The sequence below is a fragment of the Plantactinospora sp. WMMB334 genome, assembly GCF_049179095.1.
Classification (GTDB): Bacteria; Actinomycetota; Actinomycetes; order Mycobacteriales; family Micromonosporaceae; genus Plantactinospora.
Map to the genome: position 1 here is coordinate 7,109,389 of NZ_JBMHME010000002.1, position 20,671 is coordinate 7,130,059.

Below are 20,671 nucleotides of genomic sequence, written 5' to 3' on the forward strand. Positions count from 1 at the left end.
GGGTCAGGGGCAGTTCACCCATTCCTCGGTGCCGTCGGCGAAGAGCTGCCGCTTCCACACCGGCAACCGCGCCTTGACCTCGTCCACCAGTCGGGCGCAGGCTGCGAAGGCCGCTGCCCGGTGCGCGGTGCTGACCGCCGCCACCAGCGCCACGTCGCCGATCTCCAGCGGACCGAGCCGGTGCGAGACCGCCACCGCGTGTACGTCCGGATCGGCGGCTATCTCGGCCGCCACCTCCCGCAGCACGTCGGCCGCGCTCGGGTGGCCCTCGTATTCCAGCCGGAGCACGGACCGGCCGTGGTCGTGGTCGCGTACCACGCCCTGGAAGGAGACCACGGCTCCGGCGGCGGCGTCGGCGACCACGGACTCGTGGAAGGCCACGTCCAGCGGTGTGGTGCCGACCGCGGTGTGCAGCCGTCCGGCCGGCGGTGCGGCGGCTCCCCGGTCGACGGCCGGTTCGCTCCGTACGCTCATCTCGCTCCTCCCTGGACGCGTTCCCCGGGCAGCAGGGGCAGCGGCACCAACGGCACCATGTCACCCGGCTCGCCCCCGGTGCCGGGGGCGATGACGGCGAACCCCTGCGCCCCGGCCAGCCCACGCAGCATCGCCGAGCCGACGTGCCGGACCGGAGTGGCGGTGTTGTCGGCGGCGTCGACCCGGACCAGCGCCAGATGCGTGTGGTCACCCCGGCCCGGCACCGGCTCGACGAGCGTCACCCGGGGCAGTTCCGGCATCGCCCGGCCACGCAGCCCGGCCAGCAGCGGGGCGACCAGGGAGACGACCGAGACGATCGCCGACTGCGGGTTGCCGGGCAGCCCGGCGACGAACCGGACCCGACCGTCCGCCCCGACGACCCGGGCGAGCAGCATCGGGAAACCGGGACGGACGGCGACGGTGTTGACGACGTATTCGGCGCCGAGCTCGCGCAGGGCCGGATGCAGGTGGTCCACCGGCCCGTGCATGGTGCCGCCGGTGCTGCAGACCAGGTCGGCCCCGGCCAGCCCCCGGCGCAGCGCGTCGACGTGTGCGGTCAGGGTGTCGGCGACCGGCCCGACGACGTCGGCGGAGGTGATGGTGCAGCCGTACCGGCGCAGCCAGGCGGGGACGGCCGGGCCGAGCGAGTCGCGTACCCGGCCGTCGCCGGGCCGGCCGGCGGTGAGCAGCTCGTCACCGAAGATGATCACGGCGGCCCGGGGCGCCCGGCGGACCCGGAGCGTGTCGTAGCCGCAGGAGGCGGCCAGCCCGATCACGCCGGGGTCGACCGGGGTGCCGGCCGGCAACAGCTCCTCGCCCGCGTGCGCCTCCTCGCCCGGGGTGCGCCACTCCGGCGCCGCCCGCAGCGTGCCGGCGACCAACCCCTCGGCGGTACGCGTCGACTCCTCCACCCGGAGCACCCCGGCCGCACCCTCCGGCACCATCGCACCGGTGGCGATCTCGACGGCCGTGCCGTCGGAGGTCAGTGGCGGCGGGGTGCTGCCGGCGAGGACCCGGCCGACGATCCGCCACGGCGCGGCGCCACGCACCGCCCAACCGTCCACGCTCGACGTCGGAAAGGCCGGCAGGTCGGTGAGGGTGGTGAGCGGCTCGGCCAGGGTCTCGCCGTCGGCCTCGGCGACCGGCAACTCGACGGGTTCCGGTGCGGCGGCGGCACCGGCCTCGTACACCCGGGACCGGGCCTGCGCCCAGTCGAGGGTCGGCGGCCCGGCGGCGACGGCGGTCTCGGTGCTCATGCCGCCCGGCCCGTCGGATGTCCGGCCGGCTCCTGGCCGCTCCTCACGTTCACCGTCCGAGCCTATCCCCGGGGTGCGACGCCGCGCCGGGTAGTTCGGTCGGGCAGGGCAGTTCAGTCAGTCGGTACGCGGGTGGTCGCCGCCGCGGAGTTGGTCGACCGCGTGCCGCAGGATCGGCCCGAGTACCGCGAGCCCGTCCTTCGCGCCGCCGGTGGAGCCGGGCAGGTTGACCACCAGCATCCGGCCGACGACGCCGGCCAGCCCCCGGGAGAGTGCCGCCGTCGGGACCTTGTTACGGCTATGCGCCCGGATCGCCTCGGCGATGCCCGGGATCTCGTAGTCGAGCAGCGCCCGGGTCACCTCCGGAGTCCGGTCGGTCGGGCTGATACCGGTCCCACCGCTGGTCAGCACGACGTCGACACCGTCGGCCGCCGCCCGGCGCAGCTCGTCGCCGACCGGATCGCCGTCACGGACCACGACCGGCTCGTCGACCTCGCAGCCGAGGTCGGCCAGGCCGGCGACGAGCAGCGGGCCGCTGGTGTCCGCGTACACCCCGGTGGCGGCGCGGTTGGAGGCGACCACGACGCGGGCCCGGATCACGGCCGGTCCGCCGGTCGGGTCCAGTCGCCGGTCTTGCCGCCCTCCTTGCGCAGCACGCGTACCCCCTCGATGCTGGCCGCCGGGTCGACGGCCTTGACCATGTCGACAAGCGCGAGCCCGGCGGTGGCGACGGCGGTCAGCGCCTCCATCTCGACGCCGGTCCGGTCGGCGGTCCGGACCGTCGCGGTGATCTCGACGGTGTCGTGGCCCGGCTCCAGGTCGACGCTGACGCCGTGCAGTGCGATCGGATGGCAGAGCGGGATCAGGTCCGGGGTGCGTTTCGCGCCCATGATGCCGGCGAGCCGGCCGACGGCCAGGGCGTCACCCTTGGGCAGCCCGTCCCGGCGCAGCAGCTCGACCACCTCGGCCGTGGTGTGCAGCCGGCCGGCGGCGACGGCCCGGCGCACCGAGACCGGCTTGGCGGCGACGTCGACCATCCGGGCCGCCCCGGCGGCGTCGACGTGCGTGAGGTGCGCGGGATCGGCGTGCGTGAGGTCGGCGCGGGTCGGGTGCGCGGGCTCGGTCACGCCGCGAGCCTATCGGGCAGTGCACCGGGAGCCGTCAAGATCCTCCACGAATGCTGCGCACTCGGGGAAGCAGGTAGGTCAGTAATCCCACGGCGAAGAGGCAACCAACCGCGACCACCTCTCCGGCGGTCGCGTGCTCCCGCATGACCACCGCCCACCAGTAGTAGCGCAGCTCGCCCGACGGGTAACCGAACACCATGCAGACGACGGTGTACGCCACGACGGGGAGCCAGATCAGGTGCGCCCGCCCGAACCGGGTCATCGCCAGCCCCACGGCCAGGTAGAGCAGAACGTTCCGGGTCACCGCCGGCCACCGCACGTCCGTGCCGGCAAGCTGACCGAGGTTCGCCGCCAGTGTGGCGATCCCAGCCCAGCCGACCGCCCATGCCAGGCGGGCCGCCACCGCCCGGGGCGGATCGGGCAGCGGCAGTCGGGCACCGTTGACGCAGGCGACCGCAGCGCCCACCGCGGCGATCGCCGGCAGAAGCAGCATCACCGACACGGGGGTGAGGAGCCGGATGAGCCCGAAGTCCTCGATCCTCGTACGGGCAAGAACAGTCGACGCTGATGCCACAAGGATCATGACCCCCGACGCGGGCCGGGTGCGGTGCACCGCCGCCCAGCCCCGTACCGTCAGCCAACCGCTCACGTCAGGGGCACCACTTCACACCGCTCGAAGGCGTCCAGGGCGGTCCGCACCTCCTCCGGGGTGAGGATCCGGTGCTCCACCGGAGCGTAGTCGAGTTTGTCACCCGCGAGGTGCAGCCAGGTGCCGAGCAGGGAGAAGAAGACCGTCCAGAAGCCTTCCGGCGTGAGTCCCCCGGTCATCCACGCACAGTGTCCGGGCTCGATGAGGAAATAGGCCGCGTCCTCGGTGGAGTATCGACCCTTTTCGTAGACGTCAGCCGGCAACCACAACGATCTGACACCCTCGCCGCTGGCACGGTAGCTATGGCTCTGCTCCACCACCCGCTCTGGCACGTAGGCCGTATATCCACCGCGTAACGCGGCCTGGGTGAGGGTACGGATCCGGGAGTTGACCAGGTCCGCGTAACGGCGGTGCTCGTCGTACACGCAGATCTGCGGCTGGGTACCCTCGCAGCGCGTGGGCGGCCGGGCGTCGGGCAGTTTCCGGTTCGCCGGCAGCACCGTCGGCGCTACCGCGATCGTCACCACGGCGAGCGCCGCGGCGCCCACGCCGGCTCCGGTCGGCCGGCGCCATCCTGAGCGCACCGTCACAGGCATGATCAGGAACAGCAGTGCTGTCGTCAACAGCACGGCCGCCTGGCCGCCGAGATAGTCGGGGTTGTAGACCCGGCCGAGTTGGGTCACGGTGGCACCGCCCAGCGCCAGTAGCCGGAACCTCGGCTCGGCGTCGAACGCGTCGCTGACCACATAGCTCAACAGATAGCCGGCGGCGGCACCGGCCAGTCCCGCGAGGAGCGGAGTCGAGAAGCGCCCGATCGCCGATCCGATCGCGGCGAACCACAGAATCGCGGCGCACTGCACCAACGCGGCTCCGAGGAGCATCGTCCAACCGGCGCTCGGCCGCCACACCTCCCCGATCAGGATCCCGATGGCGATGACCAGGATGTGCAGGGCGATCAGCGGACCCGCGCACCAGAGCGTGGCGCGCAGGTAGACCCGTGCCGGCCGGGGCACCGAGACCACCAGATGGACGTTGCCGGGTCGGGACAACCGCGCGGCGTCCACCGCCGCCGCGCCGGCGGCGAGGGGGCCCAGGAGAAACAGCGAGATGGCGAACCAGTCAACCGTCCACAGGCCCTCGCCCCGCCACGGCATGCCACGCATCAGGAAGATGGCCGCCTCGACACCGATCGCCGGGAGCAACAGCCACGGCCCGACGAGCGTTCGCAGCGCGTAGCTCACGTCGGCTCTCATGCCGAGTCTCCCATCAGGCCCGCGATCGCCCTCTCCAGGTCGGTGTCGCCCGCGGCGTCCGGCTCGGCCAACCGCTCCAATCCGGGTACGTCGCCGTCGTACACCACCGCACCCTCGTTGAGCACGATCACCCGGTCGGCCAGCCCACGTACGTCCTCGACGAGATGTGTCGCGACGAGGACGATTCTGTTCCGGCCGACCTGGCCGATGGTCTGACGCAGCCCGATCCGCTGCCTGGGATCGAGGCCGACGGTCGGTTCGTCCAGCAGCACGAGCGCGGGATCGTGTACGAGGGCGTGCGCGATGCCGAGCCTGCGACGCATGCCACCGGACAACTCACGTATCCGGCTGGAACGGCGGTCACTGAGCCGCACCTGGTCAAGCGCGAGTTCCACCGCCTCGAACCGGCGCTGCCGGGGAACCCGTTGCAGCCAGGCCACGTAGTGCAGAAATTCCTCGCAGGTCGCCGGGCCGGGCAACTGTGGCTCCTGTGGCAGATACCCCAGTCCCTGCCCGCCGTCGGTCTCCAACCTGACCGATCCAGATGTCGGCCGATCCACTCCGGCCGCGAGCCTGAACAGCGTCGACTTGCCGGCTCCGTTCGGGCCGACCAGGCAGGTCACGCCCTCGACCACGGTGAGGGAGATCGGACCCAGCGTGAACGCCCGCCGATAGACCTTACACATGTCGGCGAGGACCAAACGACTAGCACCCATGTAGAAAGTCTCCAGACAGGGCCGCGTCGGCACCGATCGCCGCGCCGCATGATGCGACGGCAGCCGACCGGCGCCGACGTTGCCACGGACGAGGCGAGAGCAGGCCGTGAGCTCACGGCCTGCTCTCCTGCGGGGACACCGGGTGTTTGGCGCAGCCAACTCTCCGTGTCACAGTCGATTGCGACGCCGGTTCTTTGCCCAGTCCAAGAAGCTCGTGCCGGTCACGCTCCACCCCTTCTACATATACAGATCTGGCTACATATACAGATCTGGTTCGCGTGCGCCCGCTTGTCAATGACGTCTGAATTTTTTCCCGCGTCGTCGACACCGCTGCACGACGACCCGGTGCGTACGATGCGACGCACGCCGAGCTAGAGCTAGATAGTTTCGTTTCACCTCATTCTCGAACGATTCGTAATCGCGTTCTCGGCAGACCGGAAGGACACTCAGCGAAGGAACGGGACCTCCGCGGTGACGTGCCGTCGGTGCGCTTCGGCCGTCCTACGGCGGTGCCCGTTCCTTCACCTGTTGCGTTATGCGATGATCGGGGGGCGATCACCGCAGTCGGCCCTCGCCTTCCAGGCGATCCCCATGGCCAACGGGAAGAACCTATTTCGGCCGGCGATAAGGACTCGATAAGGGGTCGATACGCGGCGGGCATGCACCAGTAAAAACGATCAACAAGGCACTGAGAGCGTCGGTCTGCCGAGCCGGCGCTCGACTTCGAAGCGTTCGGGGACACCCATCCTGGAGAAGATCGCCAGTGCCCGCTGCCAGTGCCGGCGGGCCTCGGCTTCGTCGCTCGACTCAAGGTGGCCGGCGAGCGCCGCCAACGCCCGCCCCTGTTCGTAGGGGTGACTGATCTCGGTCGCCAGGTCGAGCGCCTGTCGATGAGCCTCGGCGGCCGCCGCCACCAGTCCCGCCGCCATGAGCGTGAGCCCCAGATCGTTGAACGCCTCCGACTGCGCGTCACGTTCGCCCGCGTCGGCCGCCAACGTGATCGCCCGACGGTGGAGTTGCAGCGCGTCGTCGACTCGGCCCAGGTGGCGACACGCGCAGCCGAGCCCGTTGGTCGCGCCGGCCTCACCCCGCCGGTTACGGATCCGATTCCGCAGCGCGAGCGAGGCTTTGATCAGGCGTCCGGCCTGCCTGAATTGCCCCATCCGGAGACGTATTCTCCCGAGGTTCTCGAGGTACAGGGCAACCGCGAAGCTCTTCCCCGTTTCGATAGCGAGGAACAGAGATATGCGCTGAACGCGCAGCGCCTCCTCACACCTCCCAAGCAGCATCAGCGACAGCCCCATATTGGTGCCAATGCCAATAATGCCCGCCCGCTGCGCCTGTCGATAGATTTCGACAGACTCGACGAGGCGCCCGATCCGGGTATAGACAACAGCCAGGTTGGTACGGCTGCCCCACGCCCCGGTCGTGTCTCCGGCGATGTGATACAGGTCGATCGCCATGCGCAGGTGCCGGATGGCCGTCTGGTAGTCGGCGAGTTCGAGGTACGCTGACGCCATGTAGTTGTGCATCGTCGCAGTGGCCACATCATCGCCCAGACGAATAGCCGCCGTCAGGCCGAGGCGATGCGTCTCGATGATCTCCTCCGGATAGCCGCAGGTGTAGTAAAATCGCCAGGCGTGCCGGGCGAGCTGCCACGCGTATCCGGCATGGTCAGTTTCGGTGGCGAGACGGATCAGCTCTCGAATGTTTCTCCGTTCCGCCTCCATCCACTCCGTATCCGGTGCGACCGCCGCAACGAGCTCGGCACGCAACGGTTCTCGCGAGACCCGCGATCGGCGGTGAAACGACAGCTCGAGCCGCTCTGCGACCACATTGGCTGCGCACAGGTAGTAGTCGAGCAGTTGGCTGACCGCCGTTTGGCGTTGAGCTGCCGAATCGGTAGCGACGGCTAGGTCGGCCGCGTACCGGTGCAGCAGATCATGTAGCCGGAACCGTCCGGCACTCGGTTCCTCGACAAGATGGTGATCAACCAATTCGGACAAGGCCAGTTCAGCATCCGGCAACGACAGTCCGGTAAGTGCCGCCGCCGCAGTGGTCTGAAAGAGCTCGCCGGGATGGAGACCCAGCAGTCGAAACATCCGGCGCACCGGTTCTCGGAGCGGTTCGTACGACAACGCGAAGGCGGCAGCGACACTCAGGTCCTCTGCCGAGATCTCACCGAGCGCCTGACTGCTCCGGTCCAGCCGGTGCGCCAGATCCGTCACCCGCCAGCCCGGCCGATGTGCGAGACGGGCACCCGCCAGCCGGACCGCCAGCGGAAGGTAGCCACATCGTCGTACGACCGACGCGGCAGCTTCCGGCTCGGCCCGAATCCGGTCCCGTCCAGCGGTCGTCGCCAGCAGATCCACGGCCTCACCGGGATCGAGCACAGGCAACGACTCGGGCAGGACACCGTCGATCCCCAGCAGCCGCCGGCGGCTGGTCACCAGTACCAGTGCGCCGGGCGCGGACGGTAGTAGCGGCTCGAGCTGCTCCCTGCTGGCTGCGTTGTCCAGGAGCACGATGACTCTCCGGGAGACGAGTTCCGACCGCCACAGCGTGATGCGGTGATCGAGCTCGGTCGGAATCCGCCTGGCCGGTACGCCGAGTTGCCGGAGCAGGGTCAGCAGCGCGGCGGCAGGCTCGATCGGGTGGGCGCCGCTGTGCCCATGGAGGTCGATGAAGAGCTGCGCGTCGGGGTAGCGGCCGGTCAGCCGGGTGGCCAGCTGCACCGCGAGGGCGGTCTTGCCGATCCCGGCCATCCCGTTTATCACCCGCACCACGGGTGAACCCGGATCGGCCTGCTCCACCGTCTCCGTCAACCGGCGCACCGTCTCGGTCCGCCCGGTGAAGTCGGCAAGCGCCCGCGGCAGCCAGCACGATGGCACCGCTGCCGGCGGATCAGGCGAAGCCAGAGAACCTTCGTTCGCATCGCCGGCCCTGCTCGACAGGCTGGCTTCGGCCGGTGGGGCAGACATCGGAAGTCGGTCCGGAGCAGGGTCGCGATTGAGCACCATCCTGTGCAGCTGCTGTAATTCGTCGCCAGGCTCGATGCCGAGCTGGTCGACGAGTTCCGACCGTGCGACGGCGAACGCGGCCAGGGCGCCAGCCACGTCGCCATCCGCGTACAGGGCCCGGATCAACAGTGCATGACCGTGTTCGCGGAGCGGGTTGGCCCGCAGATGCTCACGGAGCAACGGAACGGCGAGGCGAGGTCGTCCCGCGCCCAGGTACAGCGTCGCGCGTTGCTCGACAAGGTTGAGCCGCTGCGCCAGGACCATCGCCCGGCGTGCCGACAAGACCGGCCCAAGCGGCACTCCCGGCAGCACCGATCCCCGCCACCGATCCTCGGCGCTGTGGAACAGGCCGTCCGCGCCGGACAGGTCCCCGGTGTCGAGCGCCTCGCCGGCCTGCTGACACTCCGTTTCGAAGGCGAGCAGGTCGACATCCTCGGACCGTATCCGGAACTCGTAGCCGGGACCGCATCGGCCCAGCAGACCTCTGGTCGCATCTGCCCGGTCCAAAGCCCTTCTGAGGCGTGCCGCGTAGCCTCGGGTGTTCGCCACGGCGGATGAGGGTGCCGCGTCGGGCCACAGCTCGTCGATCAGCTCCTCGAGCGTGGTCATCCGTCCTGGCCGGATCGCCAACATCGCCAGAACGGCCTGCTGTTTGGGCGTGCCGAGCGGCAGGGACACTCCACCGGCGAGTACCTGCGTCGGCCCGAGAAGCCGAACCTCGATCATGTAGGCGCCCCAAGACATACAAAAAGGACGAGCTGCCAGGTGACCCCCCGCAGTCTACCGAAGGACGTACAGATACATTCACCAACGCCTTTCGAAGGCCCCGGAGTCGAGCCGCGCCGATTTCGTCCGTGACGATGCCATCCCCTGCGGCTCACCGATGGGCGCCAGAGGGGTCAGAACTCAGGGTCAGCGAACCGACACGAAGCGAGTTCTACCAGGTCATCCGATGGAGACAGATAACTGGCACACCAAGACTTGTCACATCGGCCTGCCGACCACGTTCCAGCGAACCGCAGCACAGCCACACAAAGAGAGCCTGTCGATCGGCACCCGGAGCCATTCATCAGCAGGGGCGACATGAGGGTGAGCCGCAGGGTACGTAACGACGCAGACAAGATTGTCGATCATCGCCACTCAGTTTCCATACATGGACAGAACGTAGCGAATGTGGCGAACCTTGGCTAATAGTGAGCATAGCGACATTTTTTATCTCTATCTGCACCACTCTCCGCTTAAGCTGCTCTCATCAAACGAACCGATTGACCGCAACGGATTACCGGCATCCGGTAGCCCGGGAGCAGCCACAACATGAATGGAGAGCGATCATGCGCGGACACACCTGGGAGTGACGCAGGTGTCGCCGGAAGGCGACTGAACGTAGTCTGACGAGACGCGCCATCCGATGTCCGAGGAACGGTTGTGACTCGTCCTGCCTCACATGACACTGGGACCGACCGGCTGTGGCTGGCTGTCGGTCCCGTCGTCGTTTTCGCCATCATTTCGGCCGCGATCTGTATACATATGGTCATTCGATCGAATTCTGCGAGCGGCTCCAACCTCCAGACGGCGGCGACCCTGGTTGCGCTCGTAGCCGTCGGGACCGCCGCAACCGTAAAAATCCGCATACGGTCCAGTACGCACGGCTACAGCTGGATCGAGGTCGCCTTCATGATCGGCCTTGTGGTGGCGCCCGCACCGTGGGTCGTGCTGAGCACCGGCCTTGGCGTCGGCATCACCTGTGTCATCACCAAACGAGCCAAGATCAAGGCTATATTCGCGGTCGCCAAGGAGATGACCCTGGTCAGCGCCAGCGGCTTGACGCTCTTCCTCCTCGGACACCACGGCGGGACGGATTTCTCCGTGGCGGACCTGCTGGGTCCGCTCGCGGTCGCATACCTGGTGAGCGTGGTGCTGGACGAGCTGCTGACTCTGCCGGTCATCGGCCTGGCCACAGGCACGAAGATCGGTCACCTCTTCAGGGAGGACTGGGATCTACGGTTGGCCGGCCTCGTCGCCCGGTTCCTCCTCATCCTGGGCACACTGGCGATCCTCCAGGCAGACAACCGGCTACTCGCGGCAATCCCTCCCCTGATCCTGAGCCTTCACCTGGCGTACTCGGGACGCATCCGGGCCCGCACAGAACAGCAGGCATGGCAACGTCTGGCCCGGGCGACCGACGCGCTCAACGCCGTAGACCTCACCACCGTGCTGGGCACGGCGGTGACAGGCGGCGCGGAACTCTTCTCCGCCGACGAGGTGGAGATCGAGCTCACCGACGTGGGCAGGTTGGTCAGGGGGACGGCCACGGCGGTCACCCACGACGGATCGCCCAGCCACGTCGCAGACAGCACCGACCTCGTTATTCCGGTACCCCTGGAGGGGCACGACGGCAGTCACATCGGGATGCTGCGGCTGCGCTTCCGTGGCCCGGTCAAGCTCTCCGAGCGGGAGCGCTACACCCTGCGTACCTTCGCCTCGGCGCTCTGCACGGCGGTCCGCAACGCCTCCGCGTACGCCGAACTGAACCGGGTGGCCGAAGAGCACGCGCACGCCGCCGCCCACGACGCGCTGACCGGCCTGGCCAACCGGCGGCACCTGCTGGAACGGGGCGCCGAACAGCTCGGTCAGCGCCGCACCGAGGGTGTCGTCGCGCTGCTGTTGCTCGACCTCAACCACTTCAAGGAGGTCAACGACACTCTCGGGCACGCCGCCGGGGACCGGGTGCTGGTCCAGGTGGCCGAGCGGCTGCGCACCGCCGTACACGGCCAGGACCTCGTCGCCCGGCTCGGCGGGGACGAGTTCGCGGTGCTCTTCCACGCCCTGCCGGCCCCGGCGGTCGCCGCGCACCGGGCCGAGTCGCTGCTCAACGCCCTGCACGAACCGATCGAGCTGGACGGGATGCGGATCAGCGTCGAGGCCAGCGGCGGCATCGCGGTCGCGCCGAGCAGCGGCGGGATGACCGAGCTGCTCCGCCGTGCCGACGTGGCGATGTACCAGGCCAAGCGGGCCGGCCGGCGGATCGCCACCTACGCGCCGACCCGGGACACCGCCGACCTCGGGCGACTCTCGCTCGGCGGCGACCTGCCCCGGGCGGTGGCGGACCGCGAGTTCACCGTCAACTTCCAGCCGATCGTCGACCTGCGCAGCGGCGAGGTGGTCGCCGCCGAGGCGCTCGCCCGGTGGCGGCACCCGGCCCGGGGCACCATCGACCCGCTCCGGTTCCTGGAGACGGTGGAACGCTCCGGCCTGCTCCCCGCGTTCGCCGAAGCCGTCCTCGACCAGTCGCTGATCGCCGCCACCACCTGGCGGGAGGCCGGTTTCGACCTGCCGGTGGCGGTGAACGTCTCTCCGCGCAGCCTGCTGGACGCCCGGTTCCCCGGCTCCGTACTCGCCCGGCTGCGCGCGCACGACCTGCCGCCGGACCGGCTGGTACTGGAGCTGACCGAGACGCTGACACTCAGCCAGCTCGAGGTCGTCGACCAGGTGCTCGGGCAGCTCCGGGACGCGGGGATCCAGCTCGCGCTGGACGACTTCGGCACCGGCTACTCGTCGCTGTCGGTGCTGTCCCGGATCCCCGTACACGAGTTGAAGATCGACCGGGCGTTCGTGACCGCAATGGACACCTCGGCCGAGGCGGTCGCCGTGATCCGGTCCACCGTCGACCTCGGCCGCAGCCTCAACCTGATGGTGGTGGCCGAGGGCGTGGAGAGCGAGCCGCAGCGGCGCGCCCTCTGGGAGCTGGGCTGTGTCGCCGGCCAGGGCCACCTCTTCGCCCGGCCGATGCCGGCGGCCCGGCTGCTCGTCGCGCTGCAACAGGGCGCCGGTGGCCGACCCGGCACGCTCGCGCCGGCCCTGCACGACGAGGGCGCCGTGGTACGCCTCTCGCCCGGCCGCCGCCCCGGACCCCGCCGCATGGAACGCCTGCCACACCCGCACCTGCCCGCCTGAGCACCGTGCGGGGCCGGATGGTCTGCCAGACTTGCCCGGGTGAGTGACACGGACGAACTGGACACCGGGCGCCGGGCCCAGCGGCACCGCGGCTACTGGCGCCTGTGCCCCCGGGGCTACTGGCATCGGGCCGACCGGGCGGCCGGTGGGCTCGCCGCCGACCTGGTGCTCTATCTCTTCTCCGCCGGGTTCGCCGCCGTCACCGCCGCCACCTCCACCCTGCTGCCGCACCGCGCCTGGGGCGGCGTCGCCGCCGCCGGCTTCCTGGTCGCCGCCGTCGCCGTGCTCGGGCAGCTCCTCCTCAGGCATTGCCGGCCCGGCTCCCGGCTGGCCGGTACCGCCGCCCGGGGCGTGCTGACCGCCCTCACCTGGGCCGCCACCGCCCTGCTGCCGCTGGTCCGGCAGGCCGCCGAACGGGCCGGCGGCCGGCTCGACCGGGCCCAGGAGGAGGTGCTGGTGATCGAGCACGCCGGAGCCCGGCTGCTCGACACCGGCACGCCCTACCTGGGGCGGGACGCCATCGCCGCGCTGCCGGGAGGCGAGCAGCTCCTCGGCTACACGCCGTACCAGCCGGGCATGGCGCTCTTCGGGCTGCCCCGGGCGCTGGCCGGCACCGCGTGGTGGACCGACGCGCGGGTCTGGTTCGCCGTCGCGACCGCCGTCGCGCTCGGCCTGGCCGTGCTGCTGCTCCGCCGCCCGTCCAGCGCGGGCGACACCAGCGCGGACGACACCGGCGCAGGCGGCGACACCGGCGGTGCCGGCCCGGCGACGGCAGGGCAGCCGTCGGGGCAGCCGTCGGGGCCGGTTCCGGCCTGGTGGCGGCAACGTGCTGCCGCCCGGGACGCCGCGCTGGTCCGGGCGGTGCAGCTCGCGACCGTACTGCCGGTCTGCGCGCTGACCCTGGCGACCGGCGGCGACGACCTGCCGGTCCTGGCCCTCTGCCTGCTCGCCCTGGCCTGCGCCGCCCGGGACCGGCCCGTCGCCGCCGGGCTGGCGGTCGGGCTGGCCGCCGCGCTGAAGCTCTTCGCCTGGCCGGTCGCGCTGGTACTGCTGGTGCACGCCGTCGCCCGGGGCCGGCGGACCGGGCTGCGGTTGGCCGCCGGGGCGCTCGGCCTGCCGATCGTCGCGCTCGTCCCCGCCCAGCTCGTCGACTCGGCGGCCCTGGTCGAGAACGTGCTGCGCTTCCCGCTCGGCCACGGTCTGGTCAGCAGCCCGGCCGCGTCACCGTTCCCGGGCTATCTGATCGCACAGACGCTGCCCGCCGGCCGGGTGGTCGCCGCCGCGCTGCTGGTCGCGGCCGGAGCGCTGATCGCCGTCCTGCTCGTCCGCCGTCCGCCCCGCACGGCCGAGGCCGCCGCGCTCTTCTGCGGGTACGGGTTGCTCGCCGCGATCCTGCTGATGCCGTCGACCCGGTTCGGGTACCTGCTCTATCCCGTCGCCCTCCTCGGCTGGGTTCCCGCGCTCCGCCTCGCCGCCCCGGCCGGCGCGCCCGCGCCCGCGTCCGCCCGGCCGAACAGCCCGACGGCGGCGACCATCCCGTGAACCCGCCCCGCCCCGACGGGCCCGACGAGCCGAGCGGGCCCGACGCGCCGGACGAGGCCGACGCGCCGGACGAGGCCGCCCAGCCGGGTGCACCGGTCGAGCCCGACGAGCCGGACGTGCCGGTCACGCCGGCCCGGCCGGGCTGGGAGGTCTTCGCCGTGGTCGCCCTCGGCGGGGCGCTCGGCTCGGCCGGCCGGTACGGACTCGCCGTCGCCTGGCCGCACGCCACGGCCGGCGTACCGTGGGCGACCCTGGCCACCAACCTCACCGGCTGCGCCCTGATCGGGCTGCTGATGCGGTTGGTCACCACCCGTGCCGGGGTGCACCGGCTGGTCCGACCCTTCGTCGGCACCGGGATTCTCGGCGGCTTCACCACGTTCTCCACCTACGCGGTGGAGACCCGGGGACTGCTCGCCGCCGGCCGCCCCGGGGTCGCCACCGGCTACCTGCTCGGCACCCTCGCCGGGGCGCTGGTCGCCGTACGCCTGGGAATGTGGGCGGCGGATCGGCTGCGCTCGTGACCGGCGGAGGGGAGCCGGCGATGCCGACCGGCGGAGGGGATCTGGCGATGCCGGACGACGCAGGCGATCTGACGATGCCGACCGGCGGAACGGAGCCGCGATGCTGACCGGGACGGCGGAGCCGCGATGCTGACCGGGACGGGGCTGACCTGGCTGATGGTGCTGGTCGGCGGGGCGGCCGGCGCGGTCGGCCGGTTCACGGTCAACTGGCTGGTCGAACGCCGCTCCCGTCCCGCGCCCCGGGCGACCCTGGCGGTCAACGTCGCCGGCTCGCTCCTGCTGGGCCTGCTCGCCGGCACCGGCGCCGCGCTGCCGGGCTGGCTCGGGGCGCTGGTCGGCACCGGCTTCTGCGGGGCCCTCACCACCTGGTCGACGTTCGGCTACGAGACGGCGCACATGCTCGGGAGCGGGGCGGTCGGGCGCCGGCAGGCACTGCTGAACGTGCTGACCACCCTCGCCGCCGGGCTCGGCGCCGCCGCCCTCGGCTGGCAGCTCGGCAGCCTGTGACCGGCCCCAGCTGAGCCTGTGACAGGCTCACGTGAGCCCGTGCCCAGTGTCCTGGTGATCGTCAGGGTGGCACTCCCCCTCCACGAGTTTTCTGCGCCGTCTCCGGGCGGAGTGCGCCGGCAGGGCGTAGACCTGAGACATGAACGCGACCTATCGGGATCGGGCGGAGGCCGGCGCCGTACTCGCGGACCGGCTCTCGGCCGCCGGTGACCCCGGCGTCGTCGTCCTCGGACTGGTCCGGGGCGGCGTGCCGGTCGCGGCGGCGGTGGCGCAGCGGCTGGGCGCGCCACTGGACGTGCTGGTGGTCCGGAAGCTCGGCCTGCCGGAGGCACCCGAGGTGGCCTTCGGCGCCGTCGGCCCGGGCGGACTACGGGTACTCAACGAGGAGATCGCCGGCCGGCTGGACGGGGCGGAGGTGGAGGCGGTGGTGCGGGCCGAGACCGTCGAGCTGGAGCGCCGGGAGAGGCTCTACCGGGCGGACCGGCCGCCGCTGCGGCTGGACGGCCGGACCGCGGTGGTCGTCGACGACGGACTGGCCACCGGCGCCACCGCCCGGGCCGCGGTCGGGGTCGCCCGGCAACTGGGCGCCCGGCGGGTGGTGCTCGCGGTGCCGGTCGGCGCGCCGGAGGCGTACGCGGTGCTCAGCCGCACCGCCGACGAGGTGGTCTGCCCGGAGCGGCCGGCCGACTTCGGCGCCGTCAGCCGTTACTACGACGACTTCCACGAGGTGCCCGACGCCGAAGTGGTGGCCGCGCTGTCGGGAAGTGGGTGAGGCGACCGGGTACCGTCGAGTGATGCAGATGACCTGTCCGAAGTGTCGTGGCGACATGCGCCAGTACGAGCGCAGCGGCGTCACGGTTGACCAGTGCACCGAGTGCCGTGGCATTTTCCTCGACCGGGGCGAGTTGGAGAAGCTGTTCGAGGCCGAGGCCAACTGGAGCCAGCAACAGTCACCGGCACGGCCCGCAGCGGCGCCCGGTGCCGGCTACCCGCCTCCGCCCCCACCGCCCCCGCCCGCGCACCAGCCTGGCTACGGAGGTCCGAGCCACGCACCGCCACCACCGCCACCCCCGCCCGGCCACGGCTATCCGCCGGCACCGGCGTACGGGCAGCCGCACTACGGCTACCACGGGCACTACCGGCACAAGAAGCGGAAGAGCTTTCTGAACGAGTTCTTCGACTGATCCACACCGCCGGCAGGCGTTCCGGATACCACTCGGGCTGCCGCCGGCTGACGGGTCTTCGCCGGATTCCCGTGCCCAGGCAACGAACCGCGCGCCGACGGGCGGGCGGGTGTCCCGGGGTGCGGGGATCTGTGCTCTGCGGGAACGTCACGCCGGAAGGTGGTGGGTGGGCGGCACGGACGGACCCCGGGCGGCGGGCAACCGCGCTGCCCGGGCCGGGGCAACGGGGCACGCCTGGCGACGGGGCCGGTCGGGCGGTGGGCGACCGCGCTGCCCGGGCGGCGGGCTTGCGGCAGCGCGCGCTCGGCTCGGCGTACGACGGAATCACCGCAACCGTCGACGGCCTCGCCGACGCCGACCTGCACGGCTACGTGGCCACCCAGGGACACGTGCTGGCGGTGCCGGGTCCCCGCTGCTATTGATCTTCGCTGCCTGGCTGGGTCGCGGCCCGCCGGCGACCGTTGCCGGGCTGATCAGACGATTGCCATGTCGACGAAGCGCGAGAGGTGGAGCTGTGCCGCCACCGTCACCGTGTCCGTCGGCCCGTTCCGGTGCTTGGCGACGATGAAGTCCGCCTCGCCGGCCCGGGGTGACTCCTTGTCGTAGTAGTCGTCCCGGTGCAGGAGTATGACGACGTCCGCATCCTGCTCAATCGAGTTGTGCGCGGCTATTCCGTTCGCGATGAAGTTGTGGAGTCCCAGCACGGTCGCGTCGTACACTTCACGCTCACCCACCGGCTCGACAGAACGCACCTCGTCCCAGAAGACGTCGTTGGTGGCGTGCAGCTCCAGATCCGCACGGTCCAACACCCGGGCAACCTCGGCAAGCCGGGCACGGCTCGGTGCCCGCTTCCGCAGTGCGCCGCCGCAGGACCGGGTCTGCGTCGATGCCGCGAACGCCCGATGTGTCATGCCACGTTCGGTAAGCGTTTCCCGAACCCGGTCCCACACCTCACGTGGCACGGTGTCGACATCGGTATTGCTTCTCGTCGCCCGGATGGCCGCGAGAAGCCGGTCGCATGCCTGTGCCCGTTCGCCGTACACCCCGATCTCGCGTAGGAAACGAAGCTGGTCATCGCGCCCGGGGACATCCAGCGTGTACCGCGCCCGGTGCTCTTGCACTGAAATATCTCTGATTCGTGCGGTGATGCCGTACCTCAGTAGCAGTCGGGCGATGTCCTCGAGCATTCGGTGACTGGTGGAGGCGTAGTACACCCGCCCACATCGCTCAGCCTTGTCGACCGTCACCGAGCCGCCCGTTGCCCAGAGGTGCCGGAGGAACAAGGTGATCTGCTCCTTCGGTAGAGCGAAGACCTCGGAGGGCACGAACTTCTGGTGCGACCGCAGCCCGAACAGTCCAAGACCATCCAGCCACTCGGCGACAGGGTTTCGGCGCCCCCGGGCAAGGCGGTAGGGAGCAGGAAGGCGCAACGTGGTGACACGGGCCGCTGCGTGGTCGTCGCGAACCGCCGTGATGCCGAAATCTCCGGCCGCGGCCGCCACGGCGGCGAGATTTTCCTTGTCGCGGGTGGCATACCGGATCGGCTGCCTGCGGACGAAGGATCCATCGCCGAGGAGGTGCGCAAGCATGATCACCCGCGCTTCCGGCCACGGTCGAACCGCCAGAGGAGCCGGTATGTGCCGGGGCGTGGCAAGCCGGGAGCCGGCCGTCAGCTGCCGCAGCGGAACCCACCCGTCGAACGTCAGGAACGGGTGGTTTGCGGTCGCCTCGATCTGCTTGCCCGAAGCAAGGGTCATCCGGTAGACCTGCTGAATCCCGCTGGGGAATGCGTGGGTCAGGGTACGGGCCACATACCTCAACTTCTCGTCCAGTGCCCAGACAGGGATCCCTCGTACGCCGTTCGTCAACAGCTCTCCGAGGGTGACTTCGGCGTTCGTGTCGGCGCGGATGAGACGGGTTTCGGCGGTCAGGCACCCGGATTCGCGCAGATCGGACAACTGCGGCCGCTTGTCGGTACGCTGTTCCGGCCCACGGTTCAGCTGGCTGACCGCGATCACCGGACACTCGACCTCCTTGGCCAGCAGCTTCAGCCCCCGGGACAGCTCCGCGACCTCCTGCTGACGGCTCTCGGTGCGCTTCGGTGAACTCATCAGCTGGAGGTAGTCGACCACGATCATCTTGAGGTCGTGCCGCTGCTTGAGCCGGCGGGCCTTCGCCCGGATCTCCATCAGGTTCATGTTGGGGGTGTCGTCGACGAAGAGCGGCGCCTCGCTGATCTCACCCATCCGGCGGGCCAGCTTGGTCCAGTCGTCGTCGGAGAGCTGCCCGCTGCGCAGGACGTGCAACGGCACCCTGGCCTCGGCCGAGAGGAGCCGCATCACGATCTCGACCTTGCTCATTTCGAGCGAGAAGATGGCGCTCGCGCAGTTGTGCCGGATCGCCGCGTGCCTGGCGAAGTCCATCGAGGCCGTGGAGTTGTGGGTCGGGATCATCGACCGGCCGGCGAGATAGAGGTGGTCGGCGTTGTCGACGGTGACGCAGCGGACCGGAACACTCGGCACCTGCCGGACGTCGACGATGTATCGACTGCCCGTGGGGTGCGGGCCGACATCTCGGCGCCGTGCGGCGTACGCCTCCCGCTTCCGACTCAGCCGCACGATGTCGTCGCGCGCGCTGAAGTCCAGGACGTAGGCGGTCGAGGACTCCTCCGAACGTCCGCGAACCCGCCGCTCGGTCATCGTGCAGTGGTGCCCGAGGCTGACAATTAGCTCGTACACATCGAGTGCGAGCCGGCGGGACGTCGCGGCGAACCGCAGATCGCCGGTCGGGGCGACCGTGCCGTCGGTGTCCATCAGGCCGGCGAGCAGAGCCTGCCGCTGGGCTTTCGAGGCCCTCAGGTACCCGGCAGGAACATGCTTGTCGCCCAGCACACCCACCGCCCGAAGGGCCGCGCCGCCCTCTCCGTCGCCGAGCCACACGCCCAAGGTGTAGGGAGGGACGGGCAGCTCGCGCTCAGGAAGGTCCAGAGGCTCGCAGTTCTGCACGGCGTGGTTGGCACGCCCGTCCGTGCCGACCCGTATCGACGTCGCGATCTCGGCGGTGGTGTGGACCTGACTGTGCCCGGCCGTCGTCTCGGCGGTCGTCACTCCGCCGGCACGGTGACCGAGAGCGGCGATCGATGCCCGCCGCGGGTACGTCGACCGCACCTCGGCGAGGTGCCGCCGATGAGCCCGGGTGGTCGTCTTCCACAGGTGTTCGGCATCCGCCACCAGCACGGAGCCGTCGGAGAACTCGACCTCGTAACACGGCCGGTCGTGCATGACGTCGAAGGCATCGGTGACCGTGGTCGGTCGGCCGTCCGCGCCGAGCAGCTGGTCTCCGACACCCACTTCCCCCATCGTGGTCCACCCGCTCGGGGTGGGCAGCGGGGTGTCCAGCGCGAGGGCCTTGCCGAGACCCGGTCGACCGGCCACGATCACCAACTGCCCGGGATGCAGCCCGTTGAGCAGCCGATCCAGGTCGGTGAAGCCGGTCGGCACGCCGGTCATCACGCCGCCCTGCGCGCCGACCGCCTCGATCTCGTCCAACGTCGGCTGGAGCATGTCGGCGAGCACGGCGAAGTCCTCGCTGACCCGGCGCTCGGTCACGTCGTAGACGGCCTGCTGGGCCAGATCCACCACGTCGTCGACGTCCCGCCCGCCGCCGGACGACGAGCCGTAGCCGAGCTGGACGATCCGGGTGCCCGCCTCGACCAGGCGGCGCAGCACGGCGCGCTCGCCGACGATCCGGGCGTAGTAGGCGGCGTTGGCGGCCGTCGGCACGCTGGCGATCAGGGTGTGCAGGTAGGGCGCGCCACCGATCCGGGCCAGGTCGCCGGAGTCGGCGAGAGCGGCGGCGACGGTGATCGCGTCGGCGGGCTCACCCCGGCCGTAGAGGTCGAGGACCGCGTCGAAGACGGTCGCGTGCACCGGCCGGTAGAAGTCGTTGGAGCGGAGGATCTCGACGACGTCGGCGATGGCGTCCTTGGAGAGCAGCATGCCACCGAGCACGCACTGCTCGGCGGCGATGTCCTGCGGCGGGGTCTTGTCGAACTGCCCGTCGCGCGGCGGCGGGGACCCCGTCGACGGCGCGGACGGCCGCGACTCCCCGCGGCCGTGGTCGGTGACCGACACGGATCTCCCCCTCCGCCATACCGGCTGGCTCACAGCGAACCGCCGACGTACGACATTTCTGACCGCCGACGTGCCGACACGTCCCGCCCCGACCCCGCTGCGGGCCGGACCGGCCCCTGCCCGGTTGGCTCGGCCGGGGGATGCCGGGACGGGGGGCAGGGTCAGGGCGCAACGATACGGACGTCGAGGTCAGCGGCTCAACCAGGCCGGTGGACGGAGCTCGGGACAACCTGTGGACTGCGCTCGGCGGGGTGTGCGCGGCCCTGTGCACAGGCTGTGGACAGGGATTGGGGACGGTAGCCTGGGACAACCCTGACCTGCGTCGACTCGGTCCC

At 70.8% G+C, this 20,671-nt stretch carries 16 protein-coding genes; 7 read left to right on the plus strand and 9 right to left on the minus strand.

Going from position 1 to position 20,671, the window contains the following annotated elements; all coding sequences use genetic code 11:
- Positions 1–3: 3 nt before the first annotated feature.
- From ACN27G_RS30870 to ACN27G_RS30905, 8 genes are all read right to left on the minus strand, one after another.
- Positions 4–474 (minus strand): molybdenum cofactor biosynthesis protein MoaE, encoded by a 471-nt coding sequence (locus tag ACN27G_RS30870; protein WP_421496198.1) that lies wholly within the window; start codon positions 472–474, stop codon positions 4–6.
- Positions 471–1,730 carry a molybdopterin molybdotransferase MoeA gene (locus ACN27G_RS30875; protein ID WP_421496199.1) on the minus strand — a complete coding sequence of 420 codons (1,260 nt, stop codon included), beginning with the start codon at positions 1,728–1,730 and terminating at the stop codon, positions 471–473. The genes ACN27G_RS30870 and ACN27G_RS30875 overlap by 4 nt, the downstream gene beginning before the upstream one ends.
- Positions 1,731–1,847: 117 nt before the next feature.
- On the minus strand, positions 1,848–2,330 hold the full coding sequence (locus ACN27G_RS30880) for a MogA/MoaB family molybdenum cofactor biosynthesis protein (protein WP_421496200.1): 483 nt from the start codon (positions 2,328–2,330) through the stop codon (positions 1,848–1,850).
- Positions 2,327–2,857: a cyclic pyranopterin monophosphate synthase MoaC gene (gene moaC, locus ACN27G_RS30885; RefSeq protein WP_421496201.1), complete on the minus strand. Its 531-nt coding sequence runs from the start codon at positions 2,855–2,857 to the stop codon at positions 2,327–2,329. Before moaC ends, ACN27G_RS30880 begins: the two co-directional genes overlap by 4 nt.
- A 34-nt stretch (positions 2,858–2,891) precedes the next feature.
- Positions 2,892–3,506: a hypothetical protein gene (locus ACN27G_RS30890; RefSeq protein WP_421496202.1), complete on the minus strand. Its 615-nt coding sequence runs from the start codon at positions 3,504–3,506 to the stop codon at positions 2,892–2,894.
- Positions 3,503–4,759, minus strand: coding sequence for a hypothetical protein (locus ACN27G_RS30895; protein WP_421496203.1), 1,257 nt, complete (start codon positions 4,757–4,759; stop codon positions 3,503–3,505). The genes ACN27G_RS30890 and ACN27G_RS30895 overlap by 4 nt, the downstream gene beginning before the upstream one ends.
- Positions 4,756–5,460 carry an ATP-binding cassette domain-containing protein gene (locus ACN27G_RS30900; protein ID WP_421496204.1) on the minus strand — a complete coding sequence of 235 codons (705 nt, stop codon included), beginning with the start codon at positions 5,458–5,460 and terminating at the stop codon, positions 4,756–4,758. Before ACN27G_RS30900 ends, ACN27G_RS30895 begins: the two co-directional genes overlap by 4 nt.
- 692 nt (positions 5,461–6,152) lie before the next feature.
- The gene (locus tag ACN27G_RS30905) at positions 6,153–9,221 is read right to left on the minus strand and encodes an AfsR/SARP family transcriptional regulator (protein WP_421496205.1); all 3,069 of its coding nucleotides are present in this window, start codon (positions 9,219–9,221) and stop codon (positions 6,153–6,155) included.
- A 948-nt stretch (positions 9,222–10,169) separates the two neighbouring features.
- Between ACN27G_RS30905 and ACN27G_RS30910 the strand changes: the two genes are divergently transcribed.
- The 7 genes from ACN27G_RS30910 (at position 10,170) to ACN27G_RS30940 (ending at position 16,625) form a co-directional block, all read left to right on the plus strand.
- Positions 10,170–12,449, plus strand: coding sequence for a putative bifunctional diguanylate cyclase/phosphodiesterase (locus ACN27G_RS30910; RefSeq protein WP_421496206.1), 2,280 nt, complete (start codon positions 10,170–10,172; stop codon positions 12,447–12,449).
- A 102-nt stretch (positions 12,450–12,551) separates the two neighbouring features.
- Positions 12,552–13,991, plus strand: coding sequence for a glycosyltransferase 87 family protein (locus ACN27G_RS30915; protein WP_421497523.1), 1,440 nt, complete (start codon positions 12,552–12,554; stop codon positions 13,989–13,991).
- A 116-nt stretch (positions 13,992–14,107) separates the two neighbouring features.
- Positions 14,108–14,512 (plus strand): fluoride efflux transporter CrcB, encoded by a 405-nt coding sequence (gene crcB / locus ACN27G_RS30920; protein ID WP_421497524.1) that lies wholly within the window; start codon positions 14,108–14,110, stop codon positions 14,510–14,512.
- 126 nt (positions 14,513–14,638) lie between these two features.
- Positions 14,639–15,019, plus strand: a complete 381-nt coding sequence (locus ACN27G_RS30925) for a fluoride efflux transporter FluC (RefSeq protein WP_421496207.1) — start codon at positions 14,639–14,641, stop codon at positions 15,017–15,019.
- Positions 15,020–15,158: 139 nt separating this feature from the next.
- Positions 15,159–15,791 carry a phosphoribosyltransferase gene (locus ACN27G_RS30930; protein WP_421496208.1) on the plus strand — a complete coding sequence of 211 codons (633 nt, stop codon included), beginning with the start codon at positions 15,159–15,161 and terminating at the stop codon, positions 15,789–15,791.
- Between the two features lie 19 nt (positions 15,792–15,810).
- Positions 15,811–16,203 carry a zf-TFIIB domain-containing protein gene (locus ACN27G_RS30935; protein WP_421496209.1) on the plus strand — a complete coding sequence of 131 codons (393 nt, stop codon included), beginning with the start codon at positions 15,811–15,813 and terminating at the stop codon, positions 16,201–16,203.
- Positions 16,204–16,460: 257 nt separating this feature from the next.
- A complete protein-coding gene (locus ACN27G_RS30940; RefSeq protein WP_421496210.1) occupies positions 16,461–16,625 on the plus strand; it encodes a hypothetical protein in 165 nt (54 codons plus the stop codon).
- A gap of 51 nt (positions 16,626–16,676) precedes the next feature.
- On the opposite strand, the gene ACN27G_RS30945 is transcribed toward ACN27G_RS30940, so the two are convergent.
- Complete coding sequence (locus tag ACN27G_RS30945; RefSeq protein ID WP_421496211.1) at positions 16,677–20,369, minus strand: replicative DNA helicase; 3,693 nt, start codon at positions 20,367–20,369, stop codon at positions 16,677–16,679.
- Between the last annotated feature and the right edge of the window lie 302 nt (positions 20,370–20,671).

Excerpts from the sequence above, each read along its gene's own strand:
- ACN27G_RS30870 (WP_421496198.1), bottom strand. The coding sequence starts at position 474 with ATGAGCGTACGGAGCGAACCGGCCGTCGACCGGGGAGCCGCCGCACCG.
- ACN27G_RS30875 (WP_421496199.1), bottom strand. The coding sequence starts at position 1,730 with ATGAGCACCGAGACCGCCGTCGCCGCCGGGCCGCCGACCCTCGACTGG.
- ACN27G_RS30895 (WP_421496203.1), bottom strand. The coding sequence starts at position 4,759 with ATGAGAGCCGACGTGAGCTACGCGCTGCGAACGCTCGTCGGGCCGTGG.
- ACN27G_RS30905 (WP_421496205.1), bottom strand. The coding sequence starts at position 9,221 with ATGATCGAGGTTCGGCTTCTCGGGCCGACGCAGGTACTCGCCGGTGGA.
- ACN27G_RS30910 (WP_421496206.1), top strand. The coding sequence starts at position 10,170 with ATGATCGGCCTTGTGGTGGCGCCCGCACCGTGGGTCGTGCTGAGCACC.
- ACN27G_RS30925 (WP_421496207.1), top strand. The coding sequence starts at position 14,639 with ATGCTGACCGGGACGGGGCTGACCTGGCTGATGGTGCTGGTCGGCGGG.
- ACN27G_RS30930 (WP_421496208.1), top strand. The coding sequence starts at position 15,159 with ATGAACGCGACCTATCGGGATCGGGCGGAGGCCGGCGCCGTACTCGCG.